Genomic DNA, 25,444 nt, shown 5'->3' on the forward strand with positions numbered 1-25,444 from the left:
TGTGAAGAGGAATTTGCCCTCCGACGATTCTTGTAACCCGAGGCGACGGAGGTTGCCATGAAGCCTACTATGCGAGATGCCCGTGAAATTTAGATTCCCGAAGCTTTCCCAAAAAGGGGGACAGGCACCTGGCGGAGCCAGTCCCCTGGCCCCTCAAGGGCGTCCGGCGCCCCACTGCCACCTCGAGGCCAACGTGCTGACGGTCCGCAACCTGGGGTATCTGCAAAAGGCCCTGGGGTGGAGCCGCGCGCCCATCCTCGAGGATGACCATCTGCACCAGTTCGCCTACCTCGAAGACCTCAACGACCGCCGCCTGCGCGACGCCGAGGTCCTCGCCAGCGCCTGCTGCAACGGCGACCCCGGCATCATACTGGAGATCGGCACCTCGCACGGCCGGACCACGGCGCTCCTTGCGGTCAACGCGCCCTTAGCGACCGTGTACACGGTCAACATCCCCCCCGAGGAGATCGCGGAGGGTGGCAAAAACGTCACCTTTGCCCCTTCCAAAGAAGAGATCGGCTCGTATTACCGCGCCAAGGGACTTGCCAACGTCAGGCAGATCTTCGCCAACACCGCGCGCTGGGAACCCGACTTCGGTCCCATCGACGTGGCCTTCATCGACGGGTGCCACGACGCCGCTTTCGTCTACAACGACACCAGGAAGATCCTGAAACGATGCCGGCCGGGGAGCATCATCGTCTGGCACGATTTCAACCCGGAACTGGCCAGGGTGTACGGCTGGATCAACGAAGTCTGCAGCGGCGTGGAGCAGCTTTACCGCGACGGCATCCTGACCGGCAGGATCCTGCATCTCCAGGATTCCTGGACCGGCCTCTACGTGGTGGCCCAGGGGGACGGGGGCGCAGCATGAAAGTGGTGCTCGGGTACATAGCGTGGTCGGAGTACGCGCGCGAGTGGCACGAGGCTGTGGTGACCAGGGCGAGGTCGCTGGGGTTCGACGTCGAGGGGTTCTGTCTCACCCCGGGGGCGCCAAGGGAGCGCTACCAGTTCGCCGAGCTGGACCAGCGCTGGCAGTCCCGCGACCTGCAACTCGTCGACATGCAGCAGCGCCTCAAAAAAGCGCTGAAGGGCGCCGACGTCTTCTGGAACTTCAACGGCGCCAACGTCCACCCCGCCTGGCTTGCCGAGCTGGAATGCCTGAACGTGTACGGCTGCTTCGACGACCCCGAGGTCTCGCCGCAGCTGTCCCGGCCGGTCGCCCCCTACGCCGACGCCTGCCTCATCGGTAATCTCTCCTGCGCCCCCTTGTATGAGAGTTGGGGCGTGCGCACCCACGCCTGGGCCCCGCTGGCCTTCGTGGGGGACGACTTCGATCCCGCCCTGACACCGGAAACGGTGCTCAACGAGGAGCGCCCGCTGGACCTGGTCTTTTTCGGCGAGCGGGAGGGACACTGGCGCCGGGACCGCCTGGACCTGCTGGCGCGTGAATTCCCTCAGGCCCTGTTTCATGGCCGCGGCTGGCCCGGCGGGTATGCCGACGTCGAGCAGCGCCGCTCCGCTTACCGCCGGGCTAGGATCGGCTGGAACGTGCATAACGGCGTCGGGCCGGTGAACCTGCGCTTCTTCGCCCTGCTGGCCAGCGGGGTCCTGCAGATCTGCGACAACAAGTGCAGGACCGGACAGGTGCTGGCGCTGGGAGACGAGGTGGTCGGTTTCGACACCATCGAGGAGTGCGTGGAACTGACCCGTTACTACCTCACCCACGAGGAGGAGCGCAGACGCATCGCGGCCAACGGGCTGCGCGCCTACCGGGAGCGGTTCACCGAGGAGAAGATCTGGCGCTACTACTTCGACACCTTCGCACAGTGGTGCCGGGACAAGGAGCGCCTCAAAAAAGAGGCCGCGGTCTGGATGCCCTCCACGGCTCCCCCCAGGGGGCTCAGGGAGCGGGTCCTGGGCACCGCCGACCAGGTGGCGCAGCGCCTTGGCTACCAGAAAAAGGGCGAATGCGCCGCGGACATGGCCATGGCAGCGCCGGCCGCGCCGTCCCTGCCGTACCTCGAGCGCGACGAGGCCGGCGGCGTCAACCTCCAGGAGAAGGAGCAGCGTGCCGCTAGCGGCGGATTCTTCGAGTGGCCCAACATGGTCGCCCTCAACTGGGCCTGCACGCCGCTGGTGCGCGATGCGCGCTCCATCGTGGAACTGGGGTGCGGGACCGGCTGCTTCGCTTACGAGGCCTCGGCCGATCCGGCGCGCAGCTTCACCTGCGTGGACCGGGACGCGGCGGTGCTGGAATGGGCCAGGACCCACCGTGCCCGGAGCAACGTGAACTACTGCCAGGAGGAAGAGGCCCTTGCGCCGGGGCGGCGCTACGACCTGGTGGTCTCCATCGACGTCATCGAGCACGTCGGCGACTACAACCAGTTCCTCGAGCTCTGCTGCAGCCTTGCCGACCGCGCCCTGCTGACCACGCCCAACAAGCGCCGCAATCCCGGCCACGACCACGACGGCCCCCCCGAGTACTACCAGCACGTCAGGGAATGGAGCGCGGGGGAGTTTTACTGGGTGCTCCGGTGCTACTATCGCGAGGTCAGGCTGTACGCCCTGCCGGACCTCTACGTTCCCCAACTGGTCCCGGTCTCGGTAACGTCGAAGCTGACCCCCCTGGTGGCGGAGTGCCGCTTCCCGCTGCGCCCCGCGCCGGCAAACGGTGGTGGACGATGAAAAGACTTCACTTCCAGGGGATCAGCATCGACCCCGTCGGCGACGACCATTACACCGTGTCTCCGATCGCGGAGGTGCCGAGCGGCAACTTCTACTTCCTGAGTAACGACGTGCTCTCCCTGCAGCCGCAACCGCAGCGCCACGACAGCGATACCGTCCTGTGCGGCGTCGCCAACCCCCATTTCTTCCACGTCATCGCCCTGGCGGCGCGGACGGCGGGGCTGAAGCGCATCGTCGCGGTCGATTACAACTACGACCAGTTGCTGCACTTCCGGAACATGCGCGATCTCATCCTTGCCAGCGATAACCGCATCGCCTTTTTGCAGCGCCTGTTCAAGGTCACCTTCAACGCGCGCGCCATCGCGTTGCTGAACGGCGTCCGGCCTGCGAAGCCGGGCCAGCTCCGCGGCGGCGTGGAGAAGGATCCCTTCTTCGCGCTGGAGAAAGAACTCTGGAGCAACCTCACCTTCGACGCCGCCGCCTTCCAGACAAGCTACGGCCTGAGCGCAGAAGCGGCCGAAGCGGGGCTGCTGGTGAACTCGAGGACCGTCGGCGACATCGACACCTATTACGCGACCATGCTCTGCGGCTCCCGGTCCGACTACCCCCGCTGGCCCTTCACCGCCGCATTCGGCTCCGGGTTCTTGAGGGACGAGGCGACCTTTTTGCGGCTGCGACAGCTGCTGCGCCAAACCCCGCTCTACCTGCTGCACGGCGACCTCGCCCGGCTGTACCCGGAGCTTTTGTACAGTAACCGTTACCACCCGATGCTGGTGTGGTGCTCGAACCTGCTCTGCGACTATTTCATCGCCAAACACCCGGCCATCGAGGAGATCGTCACCCTGTCATGCCGGCTCGGCACCCAGGTGGAGCCTGTCTTTCCCGAGCAGGACCTGGTCCTATTGCAGGACGAGCGCACCCGCAGGCCCCTTCCCGAGGCCATCGACAACAGGCGCGGGCGCCGGCGCCCCTGGTCCATCCATACCAGGACCTTCGCCGTCGTGTGCCGTTACCTGCGCGGCGGCAACAACCTGGAGGTGATCGGCGTGCCGAGGTGGTTCGAGCAGGACGGGGGGGAGTCCAAGCTTCCCAGCACCTCCTACTGCATGCTGGAGCATTTCGGCGCTCTGCTCGGGGGGGGACAGCGCTTCGACACCATCCTGCTGCACATCCTGAGCGGCCACTGCGATTCGCCGGACCACTACCGGCGCCTGCTGCAGGACGCGCGGCGCATGACGGACAACCTGATCGTCCTGGAGCACAACCGACTCTCCAAGGATTTTCGCGGCACGGGGACCGGTGTGACGCTGGAGGAGATGCGCGACCTCCTCGGGGCCGAAAGCATCCTCGACTACGGCTCCGGTGAGCGCTGCGCCGACCGCAACCTCATCCTCGTCTACCGCTGACGGGGCAGGATCACGGCATGACGCAGCGCAACAAGAGCACGGAAGGGTTGACGATGGAGCATGGTCTGGCTGGCAGGCGGGCGCTGTTTGTTTTCGACTGCCTCGAGCTCGGGGGCGCCGAACGGCAGGGGCTTTTGCTTGCAGCACACCTGAAGCAGTCGCTCGGCATGGCGGTCTCCGTGCTCGGCCTGAGCGAGGGTCAGGGTAAGATCAGTGAACTCTGCGGCGAGATGGGCATACCCTGGCAGGGCGTGCCGTTGGATCTCTCCCGGGGGGGCATCGCGCTTGTCAGGGAGCTGTCCCGGGTTGTGGGCGCCATGCGCGCGGCCAGGCCGGACGTCATCCTTCCCTATACCTGGCGTCCCAACGTCGCCTGCGGCCTGACCTGGCGCCTGTCCGGCGCGCGGCTGTGCGTCTGGAACCAGCGCGACGAGGGGAGGGGGCTGCAATCGAGCCTCCGTTTTCGTCTCGCCGTCAAGCTGAGCAGCGGTTTCGTGGCCAACTCGCAGCAGGGGAAGGACGCGTTGCTGCAGAGGTACGCCCTTGCTGCCGAGCAGGTGCGCATCATCCCCAACGGCGTCGTGCTGGCCGAGCCGGTAAGAGACCGTAGCGCATGGCGGGATGGGCTCGGGATTAGCGCCGACTGTTTCGCGCTGGGCATGGTCGCCAATCTGCACTTTTTCAAGGACCACGCCACCCTGCTGCGGGCATGGAGGACGGTCCTGGACACCCTCGGGGACAACGCGGACGTAATCCTCCTGCTGGCCGGGCGCTTCTCTGTAGCCGAAGGGGAGTTGCGGGCACAGGCGCGCGAGTTGCGCCTGGAGGACAAGGTGAGGTTCCTTGGCGGCATCGACGATGTCTCGGGGCTTCTCGGCGCCGTGGATCTTTATGCGCACAGCTCCCTGGCGGAAGGGACGCCCAATGCGGTATTGGAAGCCATGAGCGCCGGCCTTGCCGTTGTTGCCACCGATATCCCCGGGATCAGGGGCGCTCTGGGGCACGAGGGTGAGCATGGCCTGGTGCCGCCAGGTGACGCAGATGCGCTGGCCGCTGCTATCCTCGCCTTCATGAAGGACCGGGAGTTGAGGGAAAGGACCGGCAGGGCGTTGAAAGAAAGGGCCGGGCGGCACTTTGCTCCCTCGGCCATGGCTCAGGCCAGCATCGCACTTTTGGAGTCCTTGTATCGGAAGTAGTGCCGCGGACGCGGTTGTCGCCGCAAGGCGGAAAGCAAAAGTGGAAGGTAAAAAGGAGTCTATGTCACAGCCTTTAGTCGCAGCCTGCGTTTTGTTCTACGAGAAAGTCGAGCAGACCATCCACTGCGTGACGAGCTTGCTTCCCGCCGGTATTCCCGTCCTCGTCCTCAACAACGGCTCGTCGGCCGCGGCGGTGGAGACCTTCGCGGCGTGGGCGGCGGCGCACCCCCAGGTGCAGCTGCTGCACGCGGAGCGAAACCTCGGCGTGAGCGCCGGGCGCAACCGCCTCATCGCGCAGACCAGCGCCGACTGGCTCCTCTTTGTCGACAACGACATCGTCATGGAGACCCCGCGCTGGCTGGAGCGCCTGCAGCACTACGCGGAGCTCGACGTCGAGGCGATCGTGCCGCGCCTGTACAACCACCACGACGGCTGCTACGCGAAGTTCATGGATATCGAGGTGCAGGGGCGACAGGCCGGCTTCGTGCCCCTTACCGGCAACCGCATGAACAACTTCCCCGGCGGCGCCGCGCTGGTGCGCAGGACGCTCTTCGACCGCCTGGGATGCTACGACGAGGGACTCTTCGTCGGCGTCGAGGACTTCGAGTTGAGCCTGCGCGGCGTCCTGGCGGGGGCTCCGGTGCGCGCGCTGCTGGTGCCCGACATCGAGCTGACCCACGATCACCTGGTGCCGCTTAGCACCGAGGCCGACCGCAAGGCGGTGCGCGACCGCTACGACAAGGACGTGCTGGCAAACTCCTACCGGCGCATCGCAGAAAAGCACGACCTCCTCTTGGAGGACTTCTGGGAGGAGTGGGTGGACCAGCAGATGGTCTCGCTCGGGTTGGCGCCGCAACAAGATGAGCAGCCGGCACCGGCGCGGCCGCAGGGGAAACCGCGCATCGCCCTGGTCGCCGACGTGGAAAACTGGGCCTTCGGCAACATATCGCGCAACGTGGTCAGCCACCTCTCCGGGAAGTACGACCTGCACATCGTCTACAGCGCCTCCTACGGACATGACTATGACCGGCTCCTTGCCGACCTGTACCAGCAGGGGTACGACCTGGTGCATTTCTTCTGGCGCGGCACCATCCTGTGCCTGTACCTGCACCTTTTGCGCACCATCCCCAAGCGCACCCCCGAGGTCCCCGAGTCCTTCATCAGGACCAGGCTCAGCTTCTCCATCTACGATCATTGCCTGCTCTCGGATCAGGACCTGCGCGACTACCGGATCCTGTTCAAGTACTTGGCCGACGGGTACGTGGTGAGCTCCCAGCGCCTGTTCCACACCTACTCCATGCTCCCCTCCTACCCGGCGCCGTACCGGATCATCGAGGACGGCGTCGACCTGGCCCGCTTCCACCCGCGCGACACCTCCCGCCTGCTGGACTTAGACCGCCCTCTCGTGGTAGGGTGGGCGGGCAACAGCGACTGGGGGATGGACGTGAACGCCACTGACTTCAAGGGGTTCAACACCATCATCAAACCGGCGCTCGACCAGCTCCGGCAGGAAGGGTATCGAGTCACTGGGCGCTTCGCCGACCGCAAGGTCGAGCATATCCCGTACGACAAGATGGTCGATTACTACAACTCCATCGATGTCTATGTCTGCGCCTCCTCCATCGAGGGGACGCCCAACCCGGTCCTCGAGGCCATGGCCTGCGGCGTTCCGGTCATTTCCACGGACGTCGGCATCGTGCCCCAGCTGCTCGGCCCGGAGCAGAAGCGCTACATCCTCATGCAGCGCACGGTCGAGGCATTGAAAGAGAAGCTGATCGCCCTGGCCCAGGATCCGCAGGAGCGGATGAAACTCTCCGCGGAGAACCTGGAGCGCATCAAGGGGTTCACCCGGGAGATGGAAATACCGAAGTGGGACGATTTCTTCCAGGCCATGCTGAGCCGGGAGACCGCGTCGAAGGAGCCGCTGAAACGGGCGCTCCTCGAGGTTCCCTACAACTTCGGCATCGAGCACACCGTCGACCTGTTCCTGGAGAAATCCTTGAGCTGGCGCATCACCAAGCCTCTGCGCCTGCTGCAATGGCATGTGACGCGGTTTAAGAACATGCTCCGGCTGCAGCTGCGCCGTCGCAGGGCAGGGTGACCATGTCCGTCCCTGCTCTTGCCAGCGCGCTCATGGTCAGCGTGGTCGTCTGTACCCGCAACAGGTCCGCCTCCCTGCGCAGGTGCCTGGCTTCCCTGGTCGCACAGTCGGCCGACGCCTCGCTGTTTGAGGTCATCGTCGTCGACAACGCCTCCACGGACGACACGGCCGCGGTTGCCCGCGCGGCCTTCGCCGGCAGGGACAACTTCAGGTACTGCCTGGAAAGCAACCTCGGCCTGAGCCACGCGCGCAACCGGGGCATCGCCGAGGCCGCGGCCAAACGGGTCGCCTTCATAGACGACGACGCCGAAGCCTGCCCGGACTGGATCGAAGAGATGCTCTCCTTCATCGGGAGGGTGACTGCCGTGGTTGCCTTCGGCGGGCCGTACCTGAGGATGGTCGATGGCGCCGTCCCCGCCTGGTTCCCGCCGGAGTACGGCAGTTCGGTGCTGTCGGAGGACGAAGGGGCGCTCGATTCGGTGACCCAGTTCATCTCGGGCACCAACATGGTGTTCCGCCGCGACGTGCTGCTGGCCCTTGGTGGCTTCCGCCCCGAACTCGGCATGAGCGGCACCAGGCTTTGTTACGGCGAGGAGACCCGCCTGCAGATCGACCTGAAGCGACAAGGGCACCAGGTCTTCTACGTCCCGGCGATGCGGGTGAAACACCTGCTCCCCGCGCAAAAGATGAAGTTGTCCTGGCTCATCAGGAACCTTTACGCCGTCGGGCGCTGCTCGTCGGCCACCTTCTGCCAAAAGAGGACGCTCTTGTCGTGCTGTTCCGGCATCTGCTACGGCATCGTCTTCGCGCTGCGCACCCTGGCGACGCCGTCGCACAACCCGCTGCGACGCAAGATCTACTACTCGCTGAAACCCCTGGTTTCCGAGTTGGGGGCGCTGCATCAATTCCTGCTTGAGGGGCACGACCGTGCATAGACCTGTTGACTGCGAAAGCGTGCTCGATGCCGTGATCGGCGAGCTTTGCCAGGCACCCATCGATCTGCTGAACATAGGCGACCAGGCGGGGGAGTCCGCCTATCTGGAACATTCCCGGTGCTCTTACCTGCGCACCCTGCGTGACATAGTGGCCATGGCCGATGCCCTGGGCGCCCCCTACGCCGAGATCCCCATCCTCGAGATAGGGGCCTTCCTCGGCGTGGTGAGTTGTGCCCTGGCCCGCCTGGGCTTTCCGGTCACCGCCCTCGATCTGCCCGAGTTCGTCCAAAACGAGCGGCTGCAGGAGCGCTACCGCCGTTACGGTGTCGCCTGCCTCGCCGCCAACCTGCGCGACTACTCGCTCCCGGCCGACACGGGGAGCTTCGCCATCGTGATCATGTGCGAGACCCTCGAGCACCTCAACTTCAATCCCCTGCCGGTCATGGCCGAAGTGAACCGGCTGCTGCGCAAGGAGGGTGGCCTCTACCTCTCGCTGCCCAACCAGGCGTCCCTGGTGAACCGGGTCAAGCTTCTGTGCGGCCGCTCCGTGCACAACCCCATCAGCGATTTTGCGGCACAGCTCTCCTGTGACAGCAACATGATCGTCGGGCTGCACTGGCGCGAGTACACCGCCGCCGAGCTGGAGGAACTGGTGCTCCGGTCCGGCTTCTCGGTGGACAGCCTCGGCTTTTACACCACGCATCGGGCCAGCCTTCCCGCCCGTCTGCTCTACCTGTTGTGCCCGACGCTCAGGGGCAACCTGACCCTGGCGGCAACCAAAGTTGAGGAGGTCGCGCCCGACTTCCACTTCCACGCCGCAACGAGGTGACCCCGCGTATGTCTCTTCCTGCATGGGAATTCGACACCCCCATCGTGATGCTCATCTTCAACAGGCCCGACACCACGAGCCTGGTCTTCGATGCAGTGCGCAGGCTGCGCCCCAGGCAGCTGTTCCTGGTGGCCGACGGACCCCGCGCCGGGCGCGAAGGCGAGGCGGAGCGCTGCCGGGAAGCCCGCGCCATCGTCACGGAGGTGGACTGGCAGTGCGAGGTCTACACCGATTTCGCCAGCGCGAACCTGGGCTGCATGAGGCGCGTTTCCAGCGGCGTCGACTGGGTCTTCGGGCAGGTCGACGAGGCCATCATCCTGGAAGACGACTGCCTGCCGCACCCCACGTTCTTTCCGTTTTGCCGCGAACTCCTGGACCGCTACCGCCACGAGCCGCGCGTCGCGCAGATAGCCGGGGTGAACTTCCAGTTCGGGCACAACCGCACCGGGGACAGCTACTACTTCTCGCGCTACAACCACGTCTGGGGATGGGCCACCTGGAAGCGCGCCTGGCTGATGAACGACAACGAGATGGTGCACTGGCCGGCCTGCCGGGAGAGCGGCATGCTGAACGGTTTCCTGGCCGACCGCAAACAGGCAGCCTACTGGAGCAAGGTGCTGGACCTGGTGGCCGCCGGCGCCATCGATTCCTGGGCCTGCCGCTGGACCCTGTCCTGCTGGCGGCATGGCCTCTTGACCGTCATTCCCGCGGTAAACCTGGTGTCCAACATCGGCTTCGGCCCCGGCGCCACCCACACGCCGGTTGCCAACCGGTACGCCGCCATGCCCGTGGAGCCGATGCCGTTTCCGCTGCGTCATCCGGCGGCGCTCGAGCCTTTCACGGCTGCGGACCGGTACACGCTGAAGACTCAATACCGGGAGTATCCCTTGATCCCCCGGGTGCTGGCTGCGCTGCGCATCCAGTGGCGCAAGCTATGGGGGCGGGAATGAACGTCCCGCTTCGGACACGGCGGTGAACCCGCGCATGGCAGGGACAGTGAACAGGTGGCGGGAGCGTTCGGTGCTGGCGCGCAACTTTCTGCTGGACGGGCTCGCCTCCGTGCTGCCGCGTCCGTCCGCCGCGCCGGGGGAAAAGCAGGCGGTCATGGTGGTGCGGCTCGACGTCATCGGCGACTTCGTGCTCTGGCTCGATGCGGCCGCCGCCCTGCGCCAGCGCTACCCGGCGGAGCGGTATCGGCTGGTGCTGGTCGGCAATGCGCTCTGGACCGACCTCGCGGCACAGCAGCCCTTTTTCGACCAGGTCGTCCCCGTGAACCTCGGCAGGCTTTTGCGTGATCCCGGCTACCGCTTCGAGCTGTGGCGGCGGTTGCGGGCCCTGCGCTGCGAGGTGGCCCTCAACCCCACCTTCTCTAGGCACTTCCCTTGTGACGATGCGGTGATGCGGGTTTGTGGCGCCCGCGAGCGGATCGGCTTTGCCGGCGATTTTGCCAACCAGCGGCCTTGGGAGATGGCTATCAGCAATCGCTGGTACACGAGGCTCATCCCTGCCGCACAAGGGCAACTGATGGAGCTGGAGCGCAACGCGGAGTTCGTGCGGGGACTCGGGGTGGCGTCGTTTCGTCCCGGCCTCCCCGAGTTGGTGGTGGCGGAGGAGCTACCCGCCGCACTGGCCGGCGAGCGCTATTACGTCGTGGTGCCCGGTGCCGGCAAGGCGCTCCGGCAGTGGCCCCTGGAGCGGTACGCGGCCCTGATGGAGAGGATCTGGGATACCTACCGCATCAAGGCCGTCATCTGCGGCGCTCCGGGCGAGGAAGCACTGGGGCGTCGGTTGCGGGAGCTTGTGCCGGAGCCGGTCCAGGCGGTCTATCTGACCGGCGCCACCACGCTGGCGGGGTTTGCCGCCGTCATCAAGGGGAGCGAACTGGTGCTCGCCAACGAAAGCAGCGCCATCCACCTCGCTGCCGCCGTGGGGACGCGGTCCGTCTGCCTGACCGGGGGAGGGCACTACGGCCGCTTCGTTCCCTATTGCCTGGAAAGTTCCGGGCCGTTGCCGGTGGTCCTGGAGCACCGCATGGCCTGTTTCAACTGCAACTGGGACTGCATCTACCCCTGTCGCGACGCCGCCGCCCCCTGCCTGGCAGGGATAACGGTGGACGAGGTCTGGGGGGCAGTGCGGAACCTGCTGGATCGATCATAGTACAGCAGCAATGTCATGGCCCCTTTGGGGCGAAAGGAAGATATGAACCTCTCCGTAGTGATCCCGATTTACAACGAGAAAGATACCATCCACGCCATATACCAGGCCGTCCGGAGCGTTGAGCCGGTCTCGGAAATAATCCTCGTCGACGACTGTTCCACCGACGGTTCCAGGGAGATCGTGCAGGGGCTGGCGGACGATATGACCGTGGTGCGGCTGCACGAGCACAACATGGGCAAAGGCGCCGCCCTGAGGACCGGTTTCGCCAGTGCCACGGGAGACATCGTCATCGTCCAGGATGCGGACCTCGAGTACGATCCCAGGCAGTTTCCGAAGCTGATACAGCCCATCCTGGACGGGAAGGCCGACGTCGTCTACGGCTCGCGCTTCGTGTCCGGAGATTACCGCAGGGTGCTGTATTTCTGGCACATGGTGGGCAACTCGTTCCTGACCCTGCTGTCCAACATGCTGACCAACCTCAACCTCACCGACATGGAGACCTGTTACAAGGCCTTCCGCAGGGAGGTCCTCGACAAAGTGACCATCGAGGAGAACCGCTTCGGCTTCGAACCCGAGATCACCGCGAAGCTTGCCAAGCTGAACCTGAGGATCTACGAGACCGGCATCTCCTACTCGGGCAGGACCTACCAGGAAGGGAAGAAAATCGGCTGGAGGGACGGGGTTTCCGCCCTGAGGTGCATCCTGAAGTACAACCTCTTCAGATGACGGAGCTATCGCCTCTGTCGAGCAAGTGCAGGTGGGCATGGAGCACAATTCCCTTTCACTGAAACTGTGGTGCGCAGCGCTGGCGGCCCTGGTGGTCGCCGTCGCCGTCGGCTATCCGCACGGCGCCATGCTGTGGCGTAACCTCGCCACGCCGCTGGCCGGGGAGCGCGAGGTGCTGCCGGCCGAGGCGCTGGTGCTGGTGGACTTGGTCCGGCAGCGCGGGGTGCGATCGGCCACCCTCTCCCCGCGCATCGCCGACAACCGCTTTCTGGCGCAACCCATGACGGAAGCCATCTACCCGGCACTGGTCAAGGACGGGGGCGAGCTTTACGTCAGCTATGCTGCCGAGGCGCTGCCGCCGGGATGCCGGCTGTTGCAGACAGTGAAAGGGGTGAGCATTGCCGGTTGCCGTTAATCTCATGCTCCCGTACCTGTTCGGGCTCGGGGGGCTGCTGTTCGTTCTTTGCTCCGGCCTGGAACGGGAAGCGGCTGCATCGGACCGCGCCGCACTGCAAGGCGTCGCCAGTTGCCTGCTCTTCGGGGTGCTGGTCAACCACGTGCTGGCGCTGCTGTTGCCCGGCATCGGCGCATCCCTTTGCGCCGGTGCTGCCCTCTCCGTCGTGGGCATCCTCGCCCTGACTGCCGCAAAGCGCGCCCTCGTTGCCCGCCTCTTCCCCGCCGCATGGCTGGTCCCATTTCTCGTGCTGTACGGCGCCTGCCTCTACCTCGTGGCGGGCGAACCGGTTTCCGGGTGGGATGCCCGCTCCATCTGGTTTCTGCACGGCAAGATGCTTTTTTACCACGGCTCGGTCGACGCCGGCGGGCAGTGGCGGCTACCTTCGCTGGTCTTTTCCCACACCGATTACCCCCTGCTGGTTCCCATCCTGGCTGCACAGATCGCCACGGTGGCCGGGTACTGGAACGAATACCTCCCAAAGCTGAGCCTGGTTGCGCTTTTGTGGCCGGCCCTTCTGCTCCTTCTCTCCATCCTGGGCGCTAAGTGGCGCCACGCCCTGTTCCTTTGCGTGCCGCTCCTCTTCCTGGGCACGTGGCTCACCAACGGCTACATGGACGGGTATCTTGCCCTCTACGCCGGCTTGGGCTGCTTCTACCTGGGACGGTGGCTGGACCGGGGGCGCCGCCTCGACCTGGTCACCGGCCTGCTCTCCGCCGGGATCGTGCTGGACCTGAAGAACGAGGGGATGCTTTACGTCTTGATCCTGTCGGCACTGCTCTGCTTATTCCTGCTGGTGTCGAGGCTAGGGCTTACGCACCTGAAGGGGGGCATGTGGCGGGGAGGGGCCATCATCGTTGCCGTCATGGCGTCGGGATGGATGCTATGGGAGAGGAAAAAACACCTGTTCCAGCTGCACAACGATCTGCGCCTCGGCCCCGAGTCCGTAGAGAGAGTGCTGCAGCGTCTGTCGGATGGGTCGCTGGCGGTGGTACTGAAATACCTGTACGTGGTGGACAACGTGAACCTGAGTCTCGGGGTGTTCCTGCTGGCACTGGTGGTTACGGCCCGGCATAAGGAGCGTCCGCGCCGGGGAGCGCTTTTTTGCGCCGCGGTCGCCCTCATTTATTTCGCCGGCATCGTTACCATCTACCTGGCCACGCCCTTTGACCTCGTCACCTTTCACCTCCCGACCGGTGACCGCACCATGCTCCCGGTGCACATCATGCTACTGGCCGCGTCCTTCTCGCTGTTCGACTCTGCCGAAGCCACTTCCGCACTATCCTGAAAGATCGATCACCAGGTTCGAGCCGTCGTCGAAGACTATCTTTTCACTCCTGCCAAGACTCAAGATCATGTCCTGAAAATTGAAGTTTAAGAGAGCCAGTCTTCTGACACGCTCTCCGTATGGCGAACCGTCGGAAAGCAACCGGCTGGAATAGCGATTGCGGCCGTAATTGGCATGGTCGCCGTATGAGAACGCCAGGTAGCGAATTCCTTGCGCCAAAAGATATTTCTTCAGCAATGCTTCGTTATTAGGTGGCAAGCCCGGAGGAGGAGATGCTCCGCCGTAATGGTCGAAGACGTGCACAGGGTTCCTCGAGAAATCCAGCAGGAAGGGATGTGAAGCGAATATGGCCATGGGCGCTTTCGACGGTATCGCAGCCTGCATCTTGAGCATCGAGGTCTGCATGGTCGCGAAAGACGTCCGGCGATCCTGCAGATCGCACCACGACTTGTAATTGCCTGCGATTCTGCCTGATTTCAGCGCAAACAGGATAAGGATGCATGCGGCTACATGGCGCAGCTTGCCGTTCTTGAAGCACCAGAGGATGGTCAATAGTGCGCCGACGCCTGCAATAGACTCTGCGTATCGAAAGAGGAACATGGACTTGTAAACTATGAGCCATGCCGTCGACAAAAGAGCCGCCACTCCCAGCCAGGCAAAGATAGCCTCCCTATTCTTACCGCAATGTCTCAATTGCAGCAGGCCGAGGCAGCAAACAAGGCTTTCGGGCATGGTGATGAATTTCCAGAAATACCCGGCGTACTTTGCCATCGGGAGGTGCGCATTGTTTGCTATTTCCAGCAAGCCGTAACTGCTTCCGTGATTGCCTGTTCCTGTTAAAGGAAAGAGCAGGGTGCCGCATGATTTCAAGGAGAGGAATAGCCACGGGGAGAGGAGAGCCAGCGTTAAGAAAAGAGTGGCAACAGTTTTGTAAGCGCCGGATATACGTCGCGCGTACAGAGACTTCAACAAATAGAGACACAAGAGGGCAAGGACCGGAACGATGAAGTAATTTTTTATCGCTATGAGGCCGGTTGAAATAATAGCGATTTGGAAGCAGGATATGTCGGTGTCATCCCTGGACAAGACCTCCGACGCCAAAAGCGACAATAGTGCTGCCGATATGTAAATGAAGGTGACATTGGCCGAGTTGAAATCCAGCAGGGCGCACATCAGTAAAATAAGCGCACCTTTTCTTTCGAAAATGACATTGGGCAGGATGGATAGCACAGCCCCGGCGATAAGGAGTATGCCGACCCCTTTGTCGAGGCCGGTAATGGAGTCCAACGGGAGAAAACACAGATATAACGACTGCAGGTACGCTGCGCCGCCCAGCACCCCCATGCGACGCTCGTTGAAAAAGTCTGGGGCTAACGTTCCGGTCTGCTGGATTTTTTGTGGAAGGACCAGGTAGCCATGGTAGTCATCATGAGCATTGAGCGCTCCCGCTGTACTGAATCCAACGCGCACAACTATGATGGCAAGGACAAACCATACAGTGAGAGGAATCTTCTTCAAAACGGCGAGATCTGCTGCTTGAGTCATGTACCCGGCAGCGCCAAGCAGGCCGATTATCGCGATGACGTATAAAGATTTCGGGCTCATTGACCAGAAGGTGAAGAAACCTCCGGCGCAGATAAGAAATGCCGTCCCAATGATGGCCAGAGAACCCGGATGCGCGTCGGGTTTACGGGCTCCCTTCAGGTTGGTTACCAGGTATCCCCATCCTAGCAACTGCAGGTAAAATGCGATGTTTGCTACTATACCTGTTGCAAGGGTTAGCATTTAAAATCTCCACAGATCTTTCAACTCGGCAGTCTCTTCCGTACTTCTCAACGTGTCCAGCGTGTGATGAAAACAGGGGAGCGACCAGCGGTTTCCAGCTCTCCCTCTCCCTTGACGGGAGGGGGGACATCGGGCTGGGGTGCGCCAGGTCATCTGCCCATTCCCGAACCCCTCTCATCGGCTCCATCTCCACTGCACGAGAGATCGCCCACGATCACCAGGTGGTCGAGCTGTTCGATGCCTTCCCGGCCGCGGTAATGCTGTCGCACCGCCACCAGCCACTGCCGCAGATTGGAGCAGAAGTTCGGTTTGCGGGGATCCGGCCGATTGTCACGCGGCTCGTAGCCGCTGTGCCCGTTGACGGTGGATATCCCCATGCTCTGCGCGGCCAGCATCGCATCGAGGTTCCTCTCGGCGCGCTGCTCGGCAAGGTCCTTGGGCAGATACAGGAACAGCTTTGCCTGCGGGTCGCGCGCGCGTACCAACTGCTCGACGCCCCGGGTGCGCTCTTGCGCCTCGATCTTGTCGTAGCTCAACCGCTCCGGATGCTTCAGCCCCTGATCGCAGACGATGAGGGCGAGCAGGGCGCAGGCGAGGCTCGCTGTTACCCACGGCGGTCGGTCCTTTAGCCGGCTCGCCGTGAGGTTTACCGCCAGCGCGACCAGCCCCGCGACCAGGAACGACTGCACCAGTATCATCCTTACCGGCGCCCTGATGGCATTAGCGCCCGGTGCCCAGTAGACCATCCGGTACAGAGACATCCCGTCGACGTACAGGGTCACCAGGACGGTGCCCAGCAGGGTGAGCGCAAAGAGTTTGGCCAGCACGCTCAGATGCCGTTGCGGCAACCGGGTCCAGAGCACGGGGATGAGCAGCAGGGCCAGCAGGGGGAAGAGCCCCATGAAGAGGCGATGCTCATGCGCCATGGGCAGAGCGTCTCCCGTGCGGGACAGGCATCCCCACATCAGGCTCTCCTCGCCTGCGTAAAAGAAGGAGCGGGCCCTCGGCAGCATCCCGGAAACGACCCCCCACGAGATCGGCTCGGAATGCATGGCGCGCAGGTAGTAGGGGAACATGAGAGGCAGCAGGGCCGCCACCGCTGCCACCAGCGACAGCACTCTTGCGGAGAACTCCTTGCGACTCCCCCACAAGACGGCGCGGATTGTCATCCTGTTCCGGTGCAGCAGCAGGTACGAGGCGCAGAAGAAGAGCAGGGCCAGTGACAGGAAATAGCCGACATAGATGGCGCAATAAAATTGCACGACCACGCATGCGCAGGCAGCGGCCAGGTCCCGGTTCCTTTTCTCTTCGAGGAACCTGAAGGCGAAGTAGAACGCGAGGGGAACCATGAAGCGCGGCAGCAATTGAATGTGTCCGAGCTGTGCGGACATGGGGAGGGAAAAGGCGAAGACGTAGGCACCGGCGGCCGTCGCAACAGGGGACAAGCGCAGCCGGTTCAGCACGAAGGCGGCGCTGGTGTAGTTGAGCGCGAACAGGGTTAGCATCCACAGCTGATAGGCGGTTTCCCGGTCCGAATTGAGGAGGCGGAAAAGCGCGTAGAGGGGGAGGGTGCCCAGGTGGTTGTCGGAAAGGGTCATCACCTGCGGCGCGGGGAAGAAGAACGGGGCGTTCCAGAAACTGGCGGCGTGCCCGGTGATCCACCGGTAGCCGTGCTCCAGGAAGTAGTTGTTCAGGCGCGCGTCCACGAGGTCGCCGGGGATGCGGGACAGGTCGGGATGCATGACCGACAGCGGCACAAAGTACATCCCCAGTAAAAGCATGGCCACGATGGCGCTGCAATCTCTCAGGGACAGTGGGGTGGGATCGTCACGCAGCACCGGTTCTCCGCATCAAGCTGGACGTTGGCATCACTCGCTGCACGGCACGAGTAACGCAGTCACATGGACGGTTGAAAATATTGCCTTTGCCGGGATTTGTCAATTGCGCACTCCGCTCTCCTGTCTGCTGTTGCAGCTCGATGGGGTATCGCGGTGCCGCTTGGCTCCGGACGCAGTGCCATTTACCGTTTCAGCCTCACCGGCGGAGTTTGTTTCCCTGCACTTTGCACGTGACTAACACAGGTGATTGGGGTATATGAGTTGGAACCGCGTGAATAGGTGAAGTACACGGGCCACGCTGACGGCTTAGCCGCGCCAACCGATGTATTTCCTGGTGCAGAGTCGGCCTATCAAACTCCATGAGACTGCCATGAACGACAGGATTTTAGCCTTTATCCCCGCCTATTGCTGTGCCGCCCAAATCCCGCGAGTTCTGAAACAGTTCGCCGATCCTGAAGTTCACGGCTTGTTCGACGAAATTCTTGTCGTCGATAACGTCAGCCCCGACGACACGGTGCAGGCCGCTCTTGATTGCGCCAGGGCGATGGGGCTCGGCAAGGTATCCGTGGTGCGCAACCAAAAGAACTACGGGCTGGGCGGGTCGCACAAAGCCGCCTTCACCTACGCGATCCGCAACGGTTTCACCCATGTCATGGTGCTGCACGGTGACGACCAGGGTGACGTCAAGGACATCACGGGCGTCTTGAGGACCGGCCGGCACCGCGACTATGACTGCTGCCTGGGGGCCAGGTTCCACCCCGGGGCACAGCTTCGTGGCTACTCCCTGTTGAGAACGACCGGTAACCATGTCTACAACTGGCTGTTTTCTATCGGCAGCGGTCGGAGACTCTACGACCTCGGCTCCGGGCTCAACCTGTACCGGACCTCGGCGCTGCAATCCTTTTACTGGCTGAAATTCCACGACAACCTCATGTTCAACTACTGTATGATCCTCGCCCATGTGCAGCGATCGGAAAGGATCCTGTTCTTCCCCATCTCGTGGCGGGAGGACGACCAGGTTTCCAACGTCAAGCTGTTCTCCCAGGCGCGCAGGACCCTCGGCATCCTGTGGCTGTACGTCAAGGATCGCACCGGGTTTCTTTCCCGCGAGTTCCGCGAAGTACCGGTGGAATCATACCAGTTCGAAACAGTTGCCAGCAGGCTGTGACCATGCCCAGACGAACCATATCCAGGGACTTCCTGTCAGATCTGTTGATCCTCGGTGTCATCCTGGCATGCTCGGTATTTCTCTTTTCCGACGTGCGTCATAATTTCCAGTACCTGGAAGGAAACAACGGCTGGCCGACGCACGGTTTCCTGTTCGTCCTGGCCGCAATGGGGAGCTATGCCGTCGCGCACTTGCTGCGCAGTCTTCGTCTGTGGTTGATCCTTGGGTCGGACCGCATCAGGTTCTCCACTGTCTTTGGCTGCCATGCCACCATCGCCTTGTTGACCTTTGCGGCTCCGTTCAAACTAGGCGACCTGCTCCGGGCCTCGGAGTTCTACCGACTGTTGAAAAACGACGCGCGCGGCATCTTCGCCGTCTGGTTCGACCGGCTCTTCGACGTTGCCGTCATCCTGGTCCTGTTGATTGTTTCCGTCTCGACCACCAGTCCGCTCCAACCGGTCCGACTGCTGCTGTTTTCACTGGGAGCGTTTCTGGCGGTCTCGGTCGCCCTGGGGGTCCTGCTCCCCGGAGCAGTTGCGGCCTTCATGCGCGCCTTGCTGCAATCCTCCAGCAGCAGGTCCTTGAGCGTCATGCGCAGCCTTTTGAAGCTCAAGTCGATCTTGTCCAGGATGCCGAAAATGGAGTTGCAGACTCTGTCTCTTCTGACCACTGTCACCTTTGCAGTGTGGGGACTGGAGTTGTTGTCCGTTTTCCTGCTCTGCATGGCTGTATCATCCGGCAATGATTCCGTGCCTGCACAGGCAATCGACATCCTGGCCTACACCCTCACCCCTCATGCCAACATAGGTGCCGCCCATTTTTCCATCTATAGATTGACCTGCAATCTTACCTTGCTGTTCCTGGTATCGATCGGCATCCGTTCCTACTTCAAAAGCAGGATGTCGGTCCTGGACAAAATCATCATCTTCCCTCGCTACTCCGTTTTCTCAAAGAACCGGATGGAGCCGGCAGGGCTGAAAGGACGCTTGCGGTGAGCATATTACTGGTTTTCGATGACCGGCGGGGGGTGGAAGTCGAACTGACCGCCTTGGTCGGTGCTGCCCGGTTCGGCGACATCGTGTTTCGCCGGCAAACCCTGTACGACCGGATGTGCTCCCTGGTGCGCAAACTCGGCTGGCAGATCGTTCGCGTCGACTCGGCCGACAGCCCGGATACCGTCGAGCAGAGGCTGGCGGAGGGACACACGCGCGTGGTGCACGTTGCCTCCTGGGTCGTACCGACCCTGGAAGTGACGGCTCTGGACCGGCTGGAGAGGGTAGCCATGGTCTCCGACCCGTGCCTGGCAACCCTCGACGGGGTGCCGATACCTTTGTTCGCCACGTCGTCGGAGCAGTACCTCAAGTCGTTTGCCTCACTGGCTATGCTCGACTCCGCCCAAAGCGGCATGGTCCAGGTCCCCTTCGACAACTCTTTTGTCGATATCAGCAACCTCTCCGGCATGGTCGATTTCTTAAGTGGTGCCTTCGGCAGCCGGCACTTCAACAGCGTTACCCGCACCCGGCAGCAGGTGGTCAAATTCTCCTCGGACAGCGACAAGATCAAGGCGGAGCACGACTACTATCACCTGGTGCCGGAATCGATGCGACGCTGGTTCGTCATGCCCTACGACCTGAAGAAGGACGAACGCGGGGCAAGTTACACCATGGAGCGGCTGCAGGTGCTGGATATGGGCCAGCAGTGGATCAACGGCGGTCTGAGCGTCGACGACTTTGATCGCTTTCTGGAGGACGTGGTACGGTTTCTCGACGAAAGACCGAGACGGACCTGTCCCCGGACCCGCGCCGTCGCCAACTTCGACCAACTGTATGTCACCAAGGTCCAGAAGCGCCTCAAGGAGTTCGAATCGTACCCGTTGTGCTCCTATGTCAACGACATGCTGCGCAACAGCACCGGGGTCGGTTCCCTGTCGGAGCTTTTCCAGCGCTATTTCGACCTGCTGTCACCCTACCGGCAGCGCGTGCCCGATTTCGAAAGCATCGGCCACGGCGACCTGTGCTTCTCCAACATCCTCTACGACAAGCGCATCCGGCTCCTGAAACTGATTGACCCCAAAGGTGCCACCGCCGGGGATGAGCTCTATACCGACCCGGCCTACGACTATGCCAAGCTTTCCCACTCGGTCCTGGGAGGCTATGACTTCATCGTGAACGGCTTGTGCAACATCTTCATAGACAAGGACCTGCGCTTGCGCCTGCACACACCCGAACCGGACTTCGATGCCTATGCAACGAGGTTCATCGCGCAACTCGAAAGTGCGGACATCGAGGTGAGGCAGGTGAGACTGTACGAGGCCTCTTTGTTTCTCAGCATGCTGCCTTTGCATCGTGACAACCCGCACAGCGTTTTGGCATTTGCCTTGGTCGCGGCGCACATTATCAAGGAGGTTGATGTTCAGTGAAAGAAGACTACCCAAACTACATTTACGTAGATCTGGATGGCACGCTGTGCCCGCTCAAGGGAGAAGGGGATCGTTACGAGGACCTTCCCGCCAACGAAGAAGTGATCCGCAGACTGCTGATTGCGCGTCAGCAGGGGTATCAGATTGTCGTGCACACCGCCAGGAACATGAGAACCTACCAGGGGCAGTTGTCCCGTATCAATATCGAGACGGCGCCGTCGGTTCTGGACTGGCTCAAAAAGCGCAACGTTCCTTTCGATGGGCTCTTGGTGGGCAAGCCCTGGCCGGGGCCGCGCGGTTTTTACGTCGACGACCGCACCGTTCGACCGGACGAATTCGTCAATCTCGATGACGAGGGGATCCGCAACCTGCTCAAGGGGCCGGCGGGCGGAGGGATTTGATGCATCCTGCTACCACTGTGGTGATCACGATGGCGGGGTTCGGATCGCGTTTCCGGGACGCGGGCTACCAGCAGCCCAAATACATGATCGAGGCCAACGGGGCCACCCTTTTCGACTGGTCCATGCGGGGGCTCCAGGCGTTCATCGACCAGGGGTCGCCGTTTCTGTTCGTGGTGCGCCGGGCCGACCAGGGGGCTGATTTCATACGCGCCCGGGCCAAGGCAAACGGCATCGATGACGTTCAGGTCATCGAGCTGGACCAGCCGACCGACGGACAGGCCACCACCGCCCGTCTTGCCTGCGATCACCTGGAGCCGGACACCCCCGTGGCCATCTTCAACATCGACACGGGCGTTCAGCCCTACCTGCTGAAGCCCGTACAGGCAAGCGGTGACGGGTGGATTCCCTGTTTCCGTGCACCGGGTGAAGCATGGAGCTTCGTTCGTACCGACGAGGCGTGCCGTGCCCTCGAAGTCCGGGAGAAAAAACGCATCTCCGAGCTTGCCACCATCGGTTTTTACTGGTTTTCCTCCGCTGCCCTGTACTGCAACGCCTACGACACTTATTATTCGTGCGCCGGGAGGGAGGAGCGCGGCGAGCGGTACGTGGCACCGGTCTACAACCAGCTCATCGCGGAGGGGCGGGACGTGATGGTTACGGAACTCGACTTCGCATCGGTGACACCACTGGGAACTCCTAAAGAGGTCGAAACGTTCATCGCCTTGAACAGGACCACGTGATGACGCTTTTTCTACCGATAACGGTTGGCTTTTAAGGAAAACTGATGAAACTGAAAATGCCCGGCTCGGTCCCGGTGTTCAACGTGTGCCTGGCCGCGTTGTTCTTATACTCCCTGGTTCCCATGTTGATCCCTCCCGCAACCATGGAAGGGTTCGAGGCGTACGTAACCAACGGGATCAATCACAACATCCATCCCCTGTTCAGCAGCATCACGTTCCCTTACTACAACATATCCAACAGGCTCGGTGAGTTTGTCTGTTACACCGCAGTCTGCAAGGCATTTGGTGTAGATGCGAGGAGCGCAGCCTGGGCTGCCAATGCGGTCTCCTATGTCAGCTACCTCCTGCTGGCAAGCCTTGCCATCACCAGGAAGTTCGGCGTCGCCTTTCCCGCGGTCCTGTTCGGTCTGCTGCTTTTTCCCGACACCTCGGCCGTCGCCTCGCAGACGTCTTCCTGCCTGTTGGCGCTCCCCTGGGTGGCGGCTTGTTTTCTGGCCATTTCCCATCGCTTCCCCTTGAACACCGTGGTTGCCGCCGCGATGCTGGCCATCGCGTCGGTTTTCAGGATCGACACCCTGGGCATCATGCCGTTCATCCTCGCGTGGTATTTCATCGACAACGAAGAGGGGATAGCGACTCAGGTAAAGAAACTGGCTCCGTTTGTGGTAGTGCCCTTTGCCGTGTGGGGCATTTACAAGCTGAAAGGCTACAACATCATCGCCGAGATCAAGTCCGCAAGCGCGCCGCTTCCTGCCAACTGGCGTGTCATGCTTATCATGGTCTCCTGTTTCTTCTCTATTCCGGCCATACTCCTTTCCTGTTACGGCTTCCTCGGCAGGATGGCGGCGGTGGCGCGGAAGCAGACGTCGCAGTTGCATCGCGCCGTTGAAGCTCTAGCCTTGGCGGCTTTATGTTTTGGCCCGCTGCTGCTTTGGATGTACCTGTATCGGACCAAGCCCGACACGCCCCGTTTTCTGATCGTGACATCTTTCTTCCTGGCGGTTCCAGTGTCTATGGGCGTGTCCAATCTGCTGGCGCTCCGAAGCAGGATAACCAGGTCGGTCTCCGTCTGCGCCCTGGCGTTCGTGATCGTTCTCAGCCTCTGTTTTTGGAACTCCAGGACCATGGCTTTGTCCGATGGAAGCCGGTTGCAGTACTTGAATATGGGGCTGCCTTATTACTTCTATAACCAAAAGGCAACCCTCTCCAACCAGTTCCAAAACCTGGACAACGTCCTCTTCGGTGCGAAAACAGCGACCTCGGGCCGCTCCATATTCGTCATCACCTCGTGGAGGGTGTTCAACGAAGTCAACAGGCTGCTTATCGACAAGGATTTCCGGTTGGTGGATGCTGATCCGCATGTTCTTTCCATCATAAAGAAGTTTCCGAGGCCGCTCGGCAACTTCACCTTCAAGAACCGCAACGGCAAAGAAATCGTCGTCATTCTCTCCGAAGCCCGTCGTGACTTCGATCCTGGTGATCCATCGACTCTTTATGATGTCATCGCGACGCTGCGCGGCACCGGAAAGATTGTGCTGCTGTCGGTTCACAACAACCTGAACCTGGCAGCTTCCCGCTACGGTGCCCGGGAATTAGTGTCCATAAGGGCCAACGACACCTACCTGCCCATTCATAACGACATTCATGTCATCCTCTGCGACTGACTCCACGGTGTCGGCGTGGTTTGGGGTGCCACAACAGCGGTGTCAGGCAGGTCCTTGTGCGGCCGCTCGTGTCGCCTCATGGCGACCGCTGCTTACTCCGTTTTCTTGACCTGCATCAAGCCCCCCGCCTCTCGACGCGCCTATACTCGGACCAGTGAAAAGGTTCTGTGGGACCGTAAAAAACGAGAGGAGAGGTGACGTATGGCAAGGTTGATAGATGAGCTGAAGCGTGATCACGTGGCAATCGAGGATATGCTCAACCGCGTCAAGGATACCAGTATCACCAACAAGGAGGCGCACAGGCTTCTTTTGGCGGCGCAGTCGACGCTGCTCGCGCATCTGCGCAAGGAAGACGCGCAACTGTACCCGGTGCTGAACCAGGCCGCGCAGGCGGACCAGGCACTGAAGCGCACCGTGGATTTCTACGCCAAGGACATGGACGAAATCTCCGGCAACGCGGTGGCATTTTTCAAGAAGTATTCTGCGGACGACGCCGTTATCGACATCGAGTTCGCCAAGGCATTGGGCAGGCTGTTCGCCACCATCTCCAGGAGGCTGCGCAGCGAGGAGAACACCCTCTACGCCGCCTACGAAAAGCTGCACCACTGAACAATCCCGCACCTGGAACCATGGGGAATGCCTCATCGGTTCCAGGTTGTACCACCGCCTTTCGCAATATTCCCTCACCTGAAAATTCTTCGCCGCATGTTCCCTTTACAAGCAGGGCAGGATCGGTTATTTTGCTCGCTTGAATCGGCGCATTAAAAGGAGTTTTCCGTGGGTATATTCGAGGCGATAGTACTGGGTATCGTGGAGGGGTTGAGCGAGTTTCTTCCCGTTTCTTCCACAGGGCATCTCATCCTGGCCTCGGCCGTTTTGAAACTGCAGCAGTCGGAGACCCACAAGGTTTTCGAGGTGGTCATCCAGTTGGGGGCCATGCTTGCCGTTGTCGAGGTGTATCGCAAGCAGCTTTTTGCCCGTCCCGACCTGATCAAGAAGGTCTGTTTCGCCTTCCTTCCCACCGGCACTATAGGTTTTCTGCTGTACAAGCTGGTGAAGTCCCTCTTCCAGCCTTCTCTGGTGAGCTACATGCTCATCGCGGGGGGCGTCGCCTTCATCGTCATTGAGTACTGGATGAAGGACCGACCGGCAACGACCCACACCCTGGACGAGATCAGCTACAAGCAGGCCTTCTCCATCGGGCTGGTACAGTGTCTCTCCATGGTTCCCGGCGTCTCCCGTTCCGGAGCCACCATCATGGGCGGTTTGCTGTTCGGCCTCGACCGCAAGGATGCCACCGAATTTTCCTTCCTGTTGGCGCTTCCCACCATGCTTGCCGCCACCTGTTACGACGTCTATAAGAACTACACCGTGTTCCACATGGCTGACTGGCAGAATATTGCCGTAGGTTTTGTCACCTCGTTCATCTTCGGTGTCATCGGCATCAAGGCCCTCTTGAAGTTCGTCACCAGCCACACCTTCATCCCCTTCGGCATCTACCGGATTATAGTGGGCGTGCTCTTCCTGGTTTTCCTCTTTTAGGACTGTCGCAACTCCAGCTTCAACCGTCTGGGTGTCCACCCCCTCGCCCTTTGGGAGAGGGGCAGGGGTGAGGGCCTTGCAGTGAGGCCACAAGGTGCCAGGTGGCAACA

At 61.8% G+C, this 25,444-nt stretch carries 22 protein-coding genes; 20 read left to right on the forward strand and 2 right to left on the reverse strand.

The window, feature by feature from the left end; all coding sequences use genetic code 11:
• Positions 1-82 precede the first annotated feature (82 nt).
• The 12 genes from JFN91_RS14630 to JFN91_RS14685 all read left to right on the forward strand — a co-directional run bounded on the left by JFN91_RS14630 (position 83) and on the right by JFN91_RS14685 (position 13,777).
• Complete coding sequence (locus tag JFN91_RS14630) at positions 83-871, forward strand: class I SAM-dependent methyltransferase (protein WP_199389921.1); 789 nt, start codon at positions 83-85, stop codon at positions 869-871.
• Complete coding sequence (locus JFN91_RS14635) at positions 868-2,685, forward strand: glycosyltransferase family protein (RefSeq protein WP_199389922.1); 1,818 nt, start codon at positions 868-870, stop codon at positions 2,683-2,685. The genes JFN91_RS14630 and JFN91_RS14635 overlap by 4 nt, the downstream gene beginning before the upstream one ends.
• Positions 2,682-4,091 (forward strand): hypothetical protein, encoded by a 1,410-nt coding sequence (locus JFN91_RS14640; protein WP_199389923.1) that lies wholly within the window; start codon positions 2,682-2,684, stop codon positions 4,089-4,091. Before JFN91_RS14635 ends, JFN91_RS14640 begins: the two co-directional genes overlap by 4 nt.
• A 17-nt stretch (positions 4,092-4,108) precedes the next feature.
• Positions 4,109-5,287 (forward strand): glycosyltransferase, encoded by a 1,179-nt coding sequence (locus JFN91_RS14645; protein ID WP_199389924.1) that lies wholly within the window; start codon positions 4,109-4,111, stop codon positions 5,285-5,287.
• Positions 5,288-5,348: 61 nt separating this feature from the next.
• Positions 5,349-7,388, forward strand: coding sequence for a glycosyltransferase (locus tag JFN91_RS14650; protein WP_199389925.1), 2,040 nt, complete (start codon positions 5,349-5,351; stop codon positions 7,386-7,388).
• Positions 7,389-7,390: 2 nt separating this feature from the next.
• On the forward strand, positions 7,391-8,323 hold the full coding sequence (locus tag JFN91_RS14655; RefSeq protein ID WP_199389926.1) for a glycosyltransferase family 2 protein: 933 nt from the start codon (positions 7,391-7,393) through the stop codon (positions 8,321-8,323).
• Positions 8,316-9,152, forward strand: coding sequence for a class I SAM-dependent methyltransferase (locus JFN91_RS14660; RefSeq protein WP_199389927.1), 837 nt, complete (start codon positions 8,316-8,318; stop codon positions 9,150-9,152). Before JFN91_RS14655 ends, JFN91_RS14660 begins: the two co-directional genes overlap by 8 nt.
• Positions 9,153-9,160: 8 nt before the next feature.
• Positions 9,161-10,102, forward strand: a complete 942-nt coding sequence (locus JFN91_RS14665; protein ID WP_199389928.1) for a glycosyltransferase family 2 protein — start codon at positions 9,161-9,163, stop codon at positions 10,100-10,102.
• A gap of 34 nt (positions 10,103-10,136) precedes the next feature.
• A complete protein-coding gene (locus JFN91_RS14670) occupies positions 10,137-11,309 on the forward strand; it encodes a glycosyltransferase family 9 protein (RefSeq protein WP_215907398.1) in 1,173 nt (390 codons plus the stop codon).
• A gap of 42 nt (positions 11,310-11,351) precedes the next feature.
• Complete coding sequence (locus JFN91_RS14675) at positions 11,352-12,035, forward strand: glycosyltransferase family 2 protein (protein WP_199389929.1); 684 nt, start codon at positions 11,352-11,354, stop codon at positions 12,033-12,035.
• 37 nt (positions 12,036-12,072) lie between these two features.
• The gene (locus JFN91_RS14680; RefSeq protein ID WP_199389930.1) at positions 12,073-12,450 is read left to right on the forward strand and encodes a hypothetical protein; all 378 of its coding nucleotides are present in this window, start codon (positions 12,073-12,075) and stop codon (positions 12,448-12,450) included.
• Positions 12,434-13,777, forward strand: a complete 1,344-nt coding sequence (locus tag JFN91_RS14685; protein WP_236015160.1) for a hypothetical protein — start codon at positions 12,434-12,436, stop codon at positions 13,775-13,777. The genes JFN91_RS14680 and JFN91_RS14685 overlap by 17 nt, the downstream gene beginning before the upstream one ends.
• On the opposite strand, the gene JFN91_RS14690 is transcribed toward JFN91_RS14685, so the two are convergent.
• On the reverse strand, positions 13,769-15,562 hold the full coding sequence (locus JFN91_RS14690) for a hypothetical protein (RefSeq protein WP_199389931.1): 1,794 nt from the start codon (positions 15,560-15,562) through the stop codon (positions 13,769-13,771). The genes JFN91_RS14685 and JFN91_RS14690 overlap by 9 nt on opposite strands.
• A gap of 149 nt (positions 15,563-15,711) precedes the next feature.
• Positions 15,712-17,400 (reverse strand): hypothetical protein, encoded by a 1,689-nt coding sequence (locus tag JFN91_RS14695; RefSeq protein WP_328747138.1) that lies wholly within the window; start codon positions 17,398-17,400, stop codon positions 15,712-15,714.
• A gap of 370 nt (positions 17,401-17,770) precedes the next feature.
• Between JFN91_RS14695 and JFN91_RS14700 the strand changes: the two genes are divergently transcribed.
• From JFN91_RS14700 to JFN91_RS14735, 8 genes are all read left to right on the forward strand, one after another.
• A complete protein-coding gene (locus tag JFN91_RS14700) occupies positions 17,771-18,568 on the forward strand; it encodes a glycosyltransferase family 2 protein (RefSeq protein ID WP_236015162.1) in 798 nt (265 codons plus the stop codon).
• A gap of 2 nt (positions 18,569-18,570) precedes the next feature.
• Positions 18,571-19,563, forward strand: a complete 993-nt coding sequence (locus JFN91_RS14705) for a lysylphosphatidylglycerol synthase domain-containing protein (RefSeq protein ID WP_199389933.1) — start codon at positions 18,571-18,573, stop codon at positions 19,561-19,563.
• Positions 19,560-20,987, forward strand: coding sequence for a hypothetical protein (locus JFN91_RS14710; protein ID WP_199389934.1), 1,428 nt, complete (start codon positions 19,560-19,562; stop codon positions 20,985-20,987). The genes JFN91_RS14705 and JFN91_RS14710 overlap by 4 nt, the downstream gene beginning before the upstream one ends.
• Positions 20,984-21,388, forward strand: coding sequence for an HAD family hydrolase (locus JFN91_RS14715; RefSeq protein ID WP_199389935.1), 405 nt, complete (start codon positions 20,984-20,986; stop codon positions 21,386-21,388). Before JFN91_RS14710 ends, JFN91_RS14715 begins: the two co-directional genes overlap by 4 nt.
• Positions 21,388-22,128 carry a glycosyltransferase family 2 protein gene (locus JFN91_RS14720; protein WP_199389936.1) on the forward strand — a complete coding sequence of 247 codons (741 nt, stop codon included), beginning with the start codon at positions 21,388-21,390 and terminating at the stop codon, positions 22,126-22,128. Before JFN91_RS14715 ends, JFN91_RS14720 begins: the two co-directional genes overlap by 1 nt.
• Before the next feature lie 44 nt (positions 22,129-22,172).
• Complete coding sequence (locus JFN91_RS14725) at positions 22,173-23,792, forward strand: hypothetical protein (RefSeq protein ID WP_199389937.1); 1,620 nt, start codon at positions 22,173-22,175, stop codon at positions 23,790-23,792.
• Between the two features lie 201 nt (positions 23,793-23,993).
• Positions 23,994-24,401 carry a hemerythrin domain-containing protein gene (locus tag JFN91_RS14730; protein ID WP_199389938.1) on the forward strand — a complete coding sequence of 136 codons (408 nt, stop codon included), beginning with the start codon at positions 23,994-23,996 and terminating at the stop codon, positions 24,399-24,401.
• 168 nt (positions 24,402-24,569) lie between these two features.
• Positions 24,570-25,334, forward strand: coding sequence for an undecaprenyl-diphosphate phosphatase (locus JFN91_RS14735; RefSeq protein WP_199389939.1), 765 nt, complete (start codon positions 24,570-24,572; stop codon positions 25,332-25,334).
• The last annotated feature ends 110 nt before the right edge of the window (positions 25,335-25,444 follow it).

This window comes from Geomonas anaerohicana (assembly GCF_016458305.1).
GTDB lineage: Bacteria > Desulfobacterota > Desulfuromonadia > Geobacterales > Geobacteraceae > Geomonas > Geomonas anaerohicana.

Excerpts from the sequence above, each read along its gene's own strand:
- JFN91_RS14635 (WP_199389922.1), top strand. The coding sequence starts at position 868 with ATGAAAGTGGTGCTCGGGTACATAGCGTGGTCGGAGTACGCGCGCGAG.
- JFN91_RS14640 (WP_199389923.1), top strand. The coding sequence starts at position 2,682 with ATGAAAAGACTTCACTTCCAGGGGATCAGCATCGACCCCGTCGGCGAC.
- JFN91_RS14645 (WP_199389924.1), top strand. The coding sequence starts at position 4,109 with ATGACGCAGCGCAACAAGAGCACGGAAGGGTTGACGATGGAGCATGGT.
- JFN91_RS14650 (WP_199389925.1), top strand. The coding sequence starts at position 5,349 with ATGTCACAGCCTTTAGTCGCAGCCTGCGTTTTGTTCTACGAGAAAGTC.
- JFN91_RS14655 (WP_199389926.1), top strand. The coding sequence starts at position 7,391 with ATGTCCGTCCCTGCTCTTGCCAGCGCGCTCATGGTCAGCGTGGTCGTC.
- JFN91_RS14665 (WP_199389928.1), top strand. The coding sequence starts at position 9,161 with ATGTCTCTTCCTGCATGGGAATTCGACACCCCCATCGTGATGCTCATC.
- JFN91_RS14670 (WP_215907398.1), top strand. The coding sequence starts at position 10,137 with ATGGCAGGGACAGTGAACAGGTGGCGGGAGCGTTCGGTGCTGGCGCGC.
- JFN91_RS14675 (WP_199389929.1), top strand. The coding sequence starts at position 11,352 with ATGAACCTCTCCGTAGTGATCCCGATTTACAACGAGAAAGATACCATC.
- JFN91_RS14680 (WP_199389930.1), top strand. The coding sequence starts at position 12,073 with ATGGAGCACAATTCCCTTTCACTGAAACTGTGGTGCGCAGCGCTGGCG.
- JFN91_RS14690 (WP_199389931.1), bottom strand. The coding sequence starts at position 15,562 with ATGCTAACCCTTGCAACAGGTATAGTAGCAAACATCGCATTTTACCTG.
- JFN91_RS14700 (WP_236015162.1), top strand. The coding sequence starts at position 17,771 with ATGAACGACAGGATTTTAGCCTTTATCCCCGCCTATTGCTGTGCCGCC.
- JFN91_RS14705 (WP_199389933.1), top strand. The coding sequence starts at position 18,571 with ATGCCCAGACGAACCATATCCAGGGACTTCCTGTCAGATCTGTTGATC.
- JFN91_RS14720 (WP_199389936.1), top strand. The coding sequence starts at position 21,388 with ATGCATCCTGCTACCACTGTGGTGATCACGATGGCGGGGTTCGGATCG.
- JFN91_RS14725 (WP_199389937.1), top strand. The coding sequence starts at position 22,173 with ATGAAACTGAAAATGCCCGGCTCGGTCCCGGTGTTCAACGTGTGCCTG.
- JFN91_RS14730 (WP_199389938.1), top strand. The coding sequence starts at position 23,994 with ATGGCAAGGTTGATAGATGAGCTGAAGCGTGATCACGTGGCAATCGAG.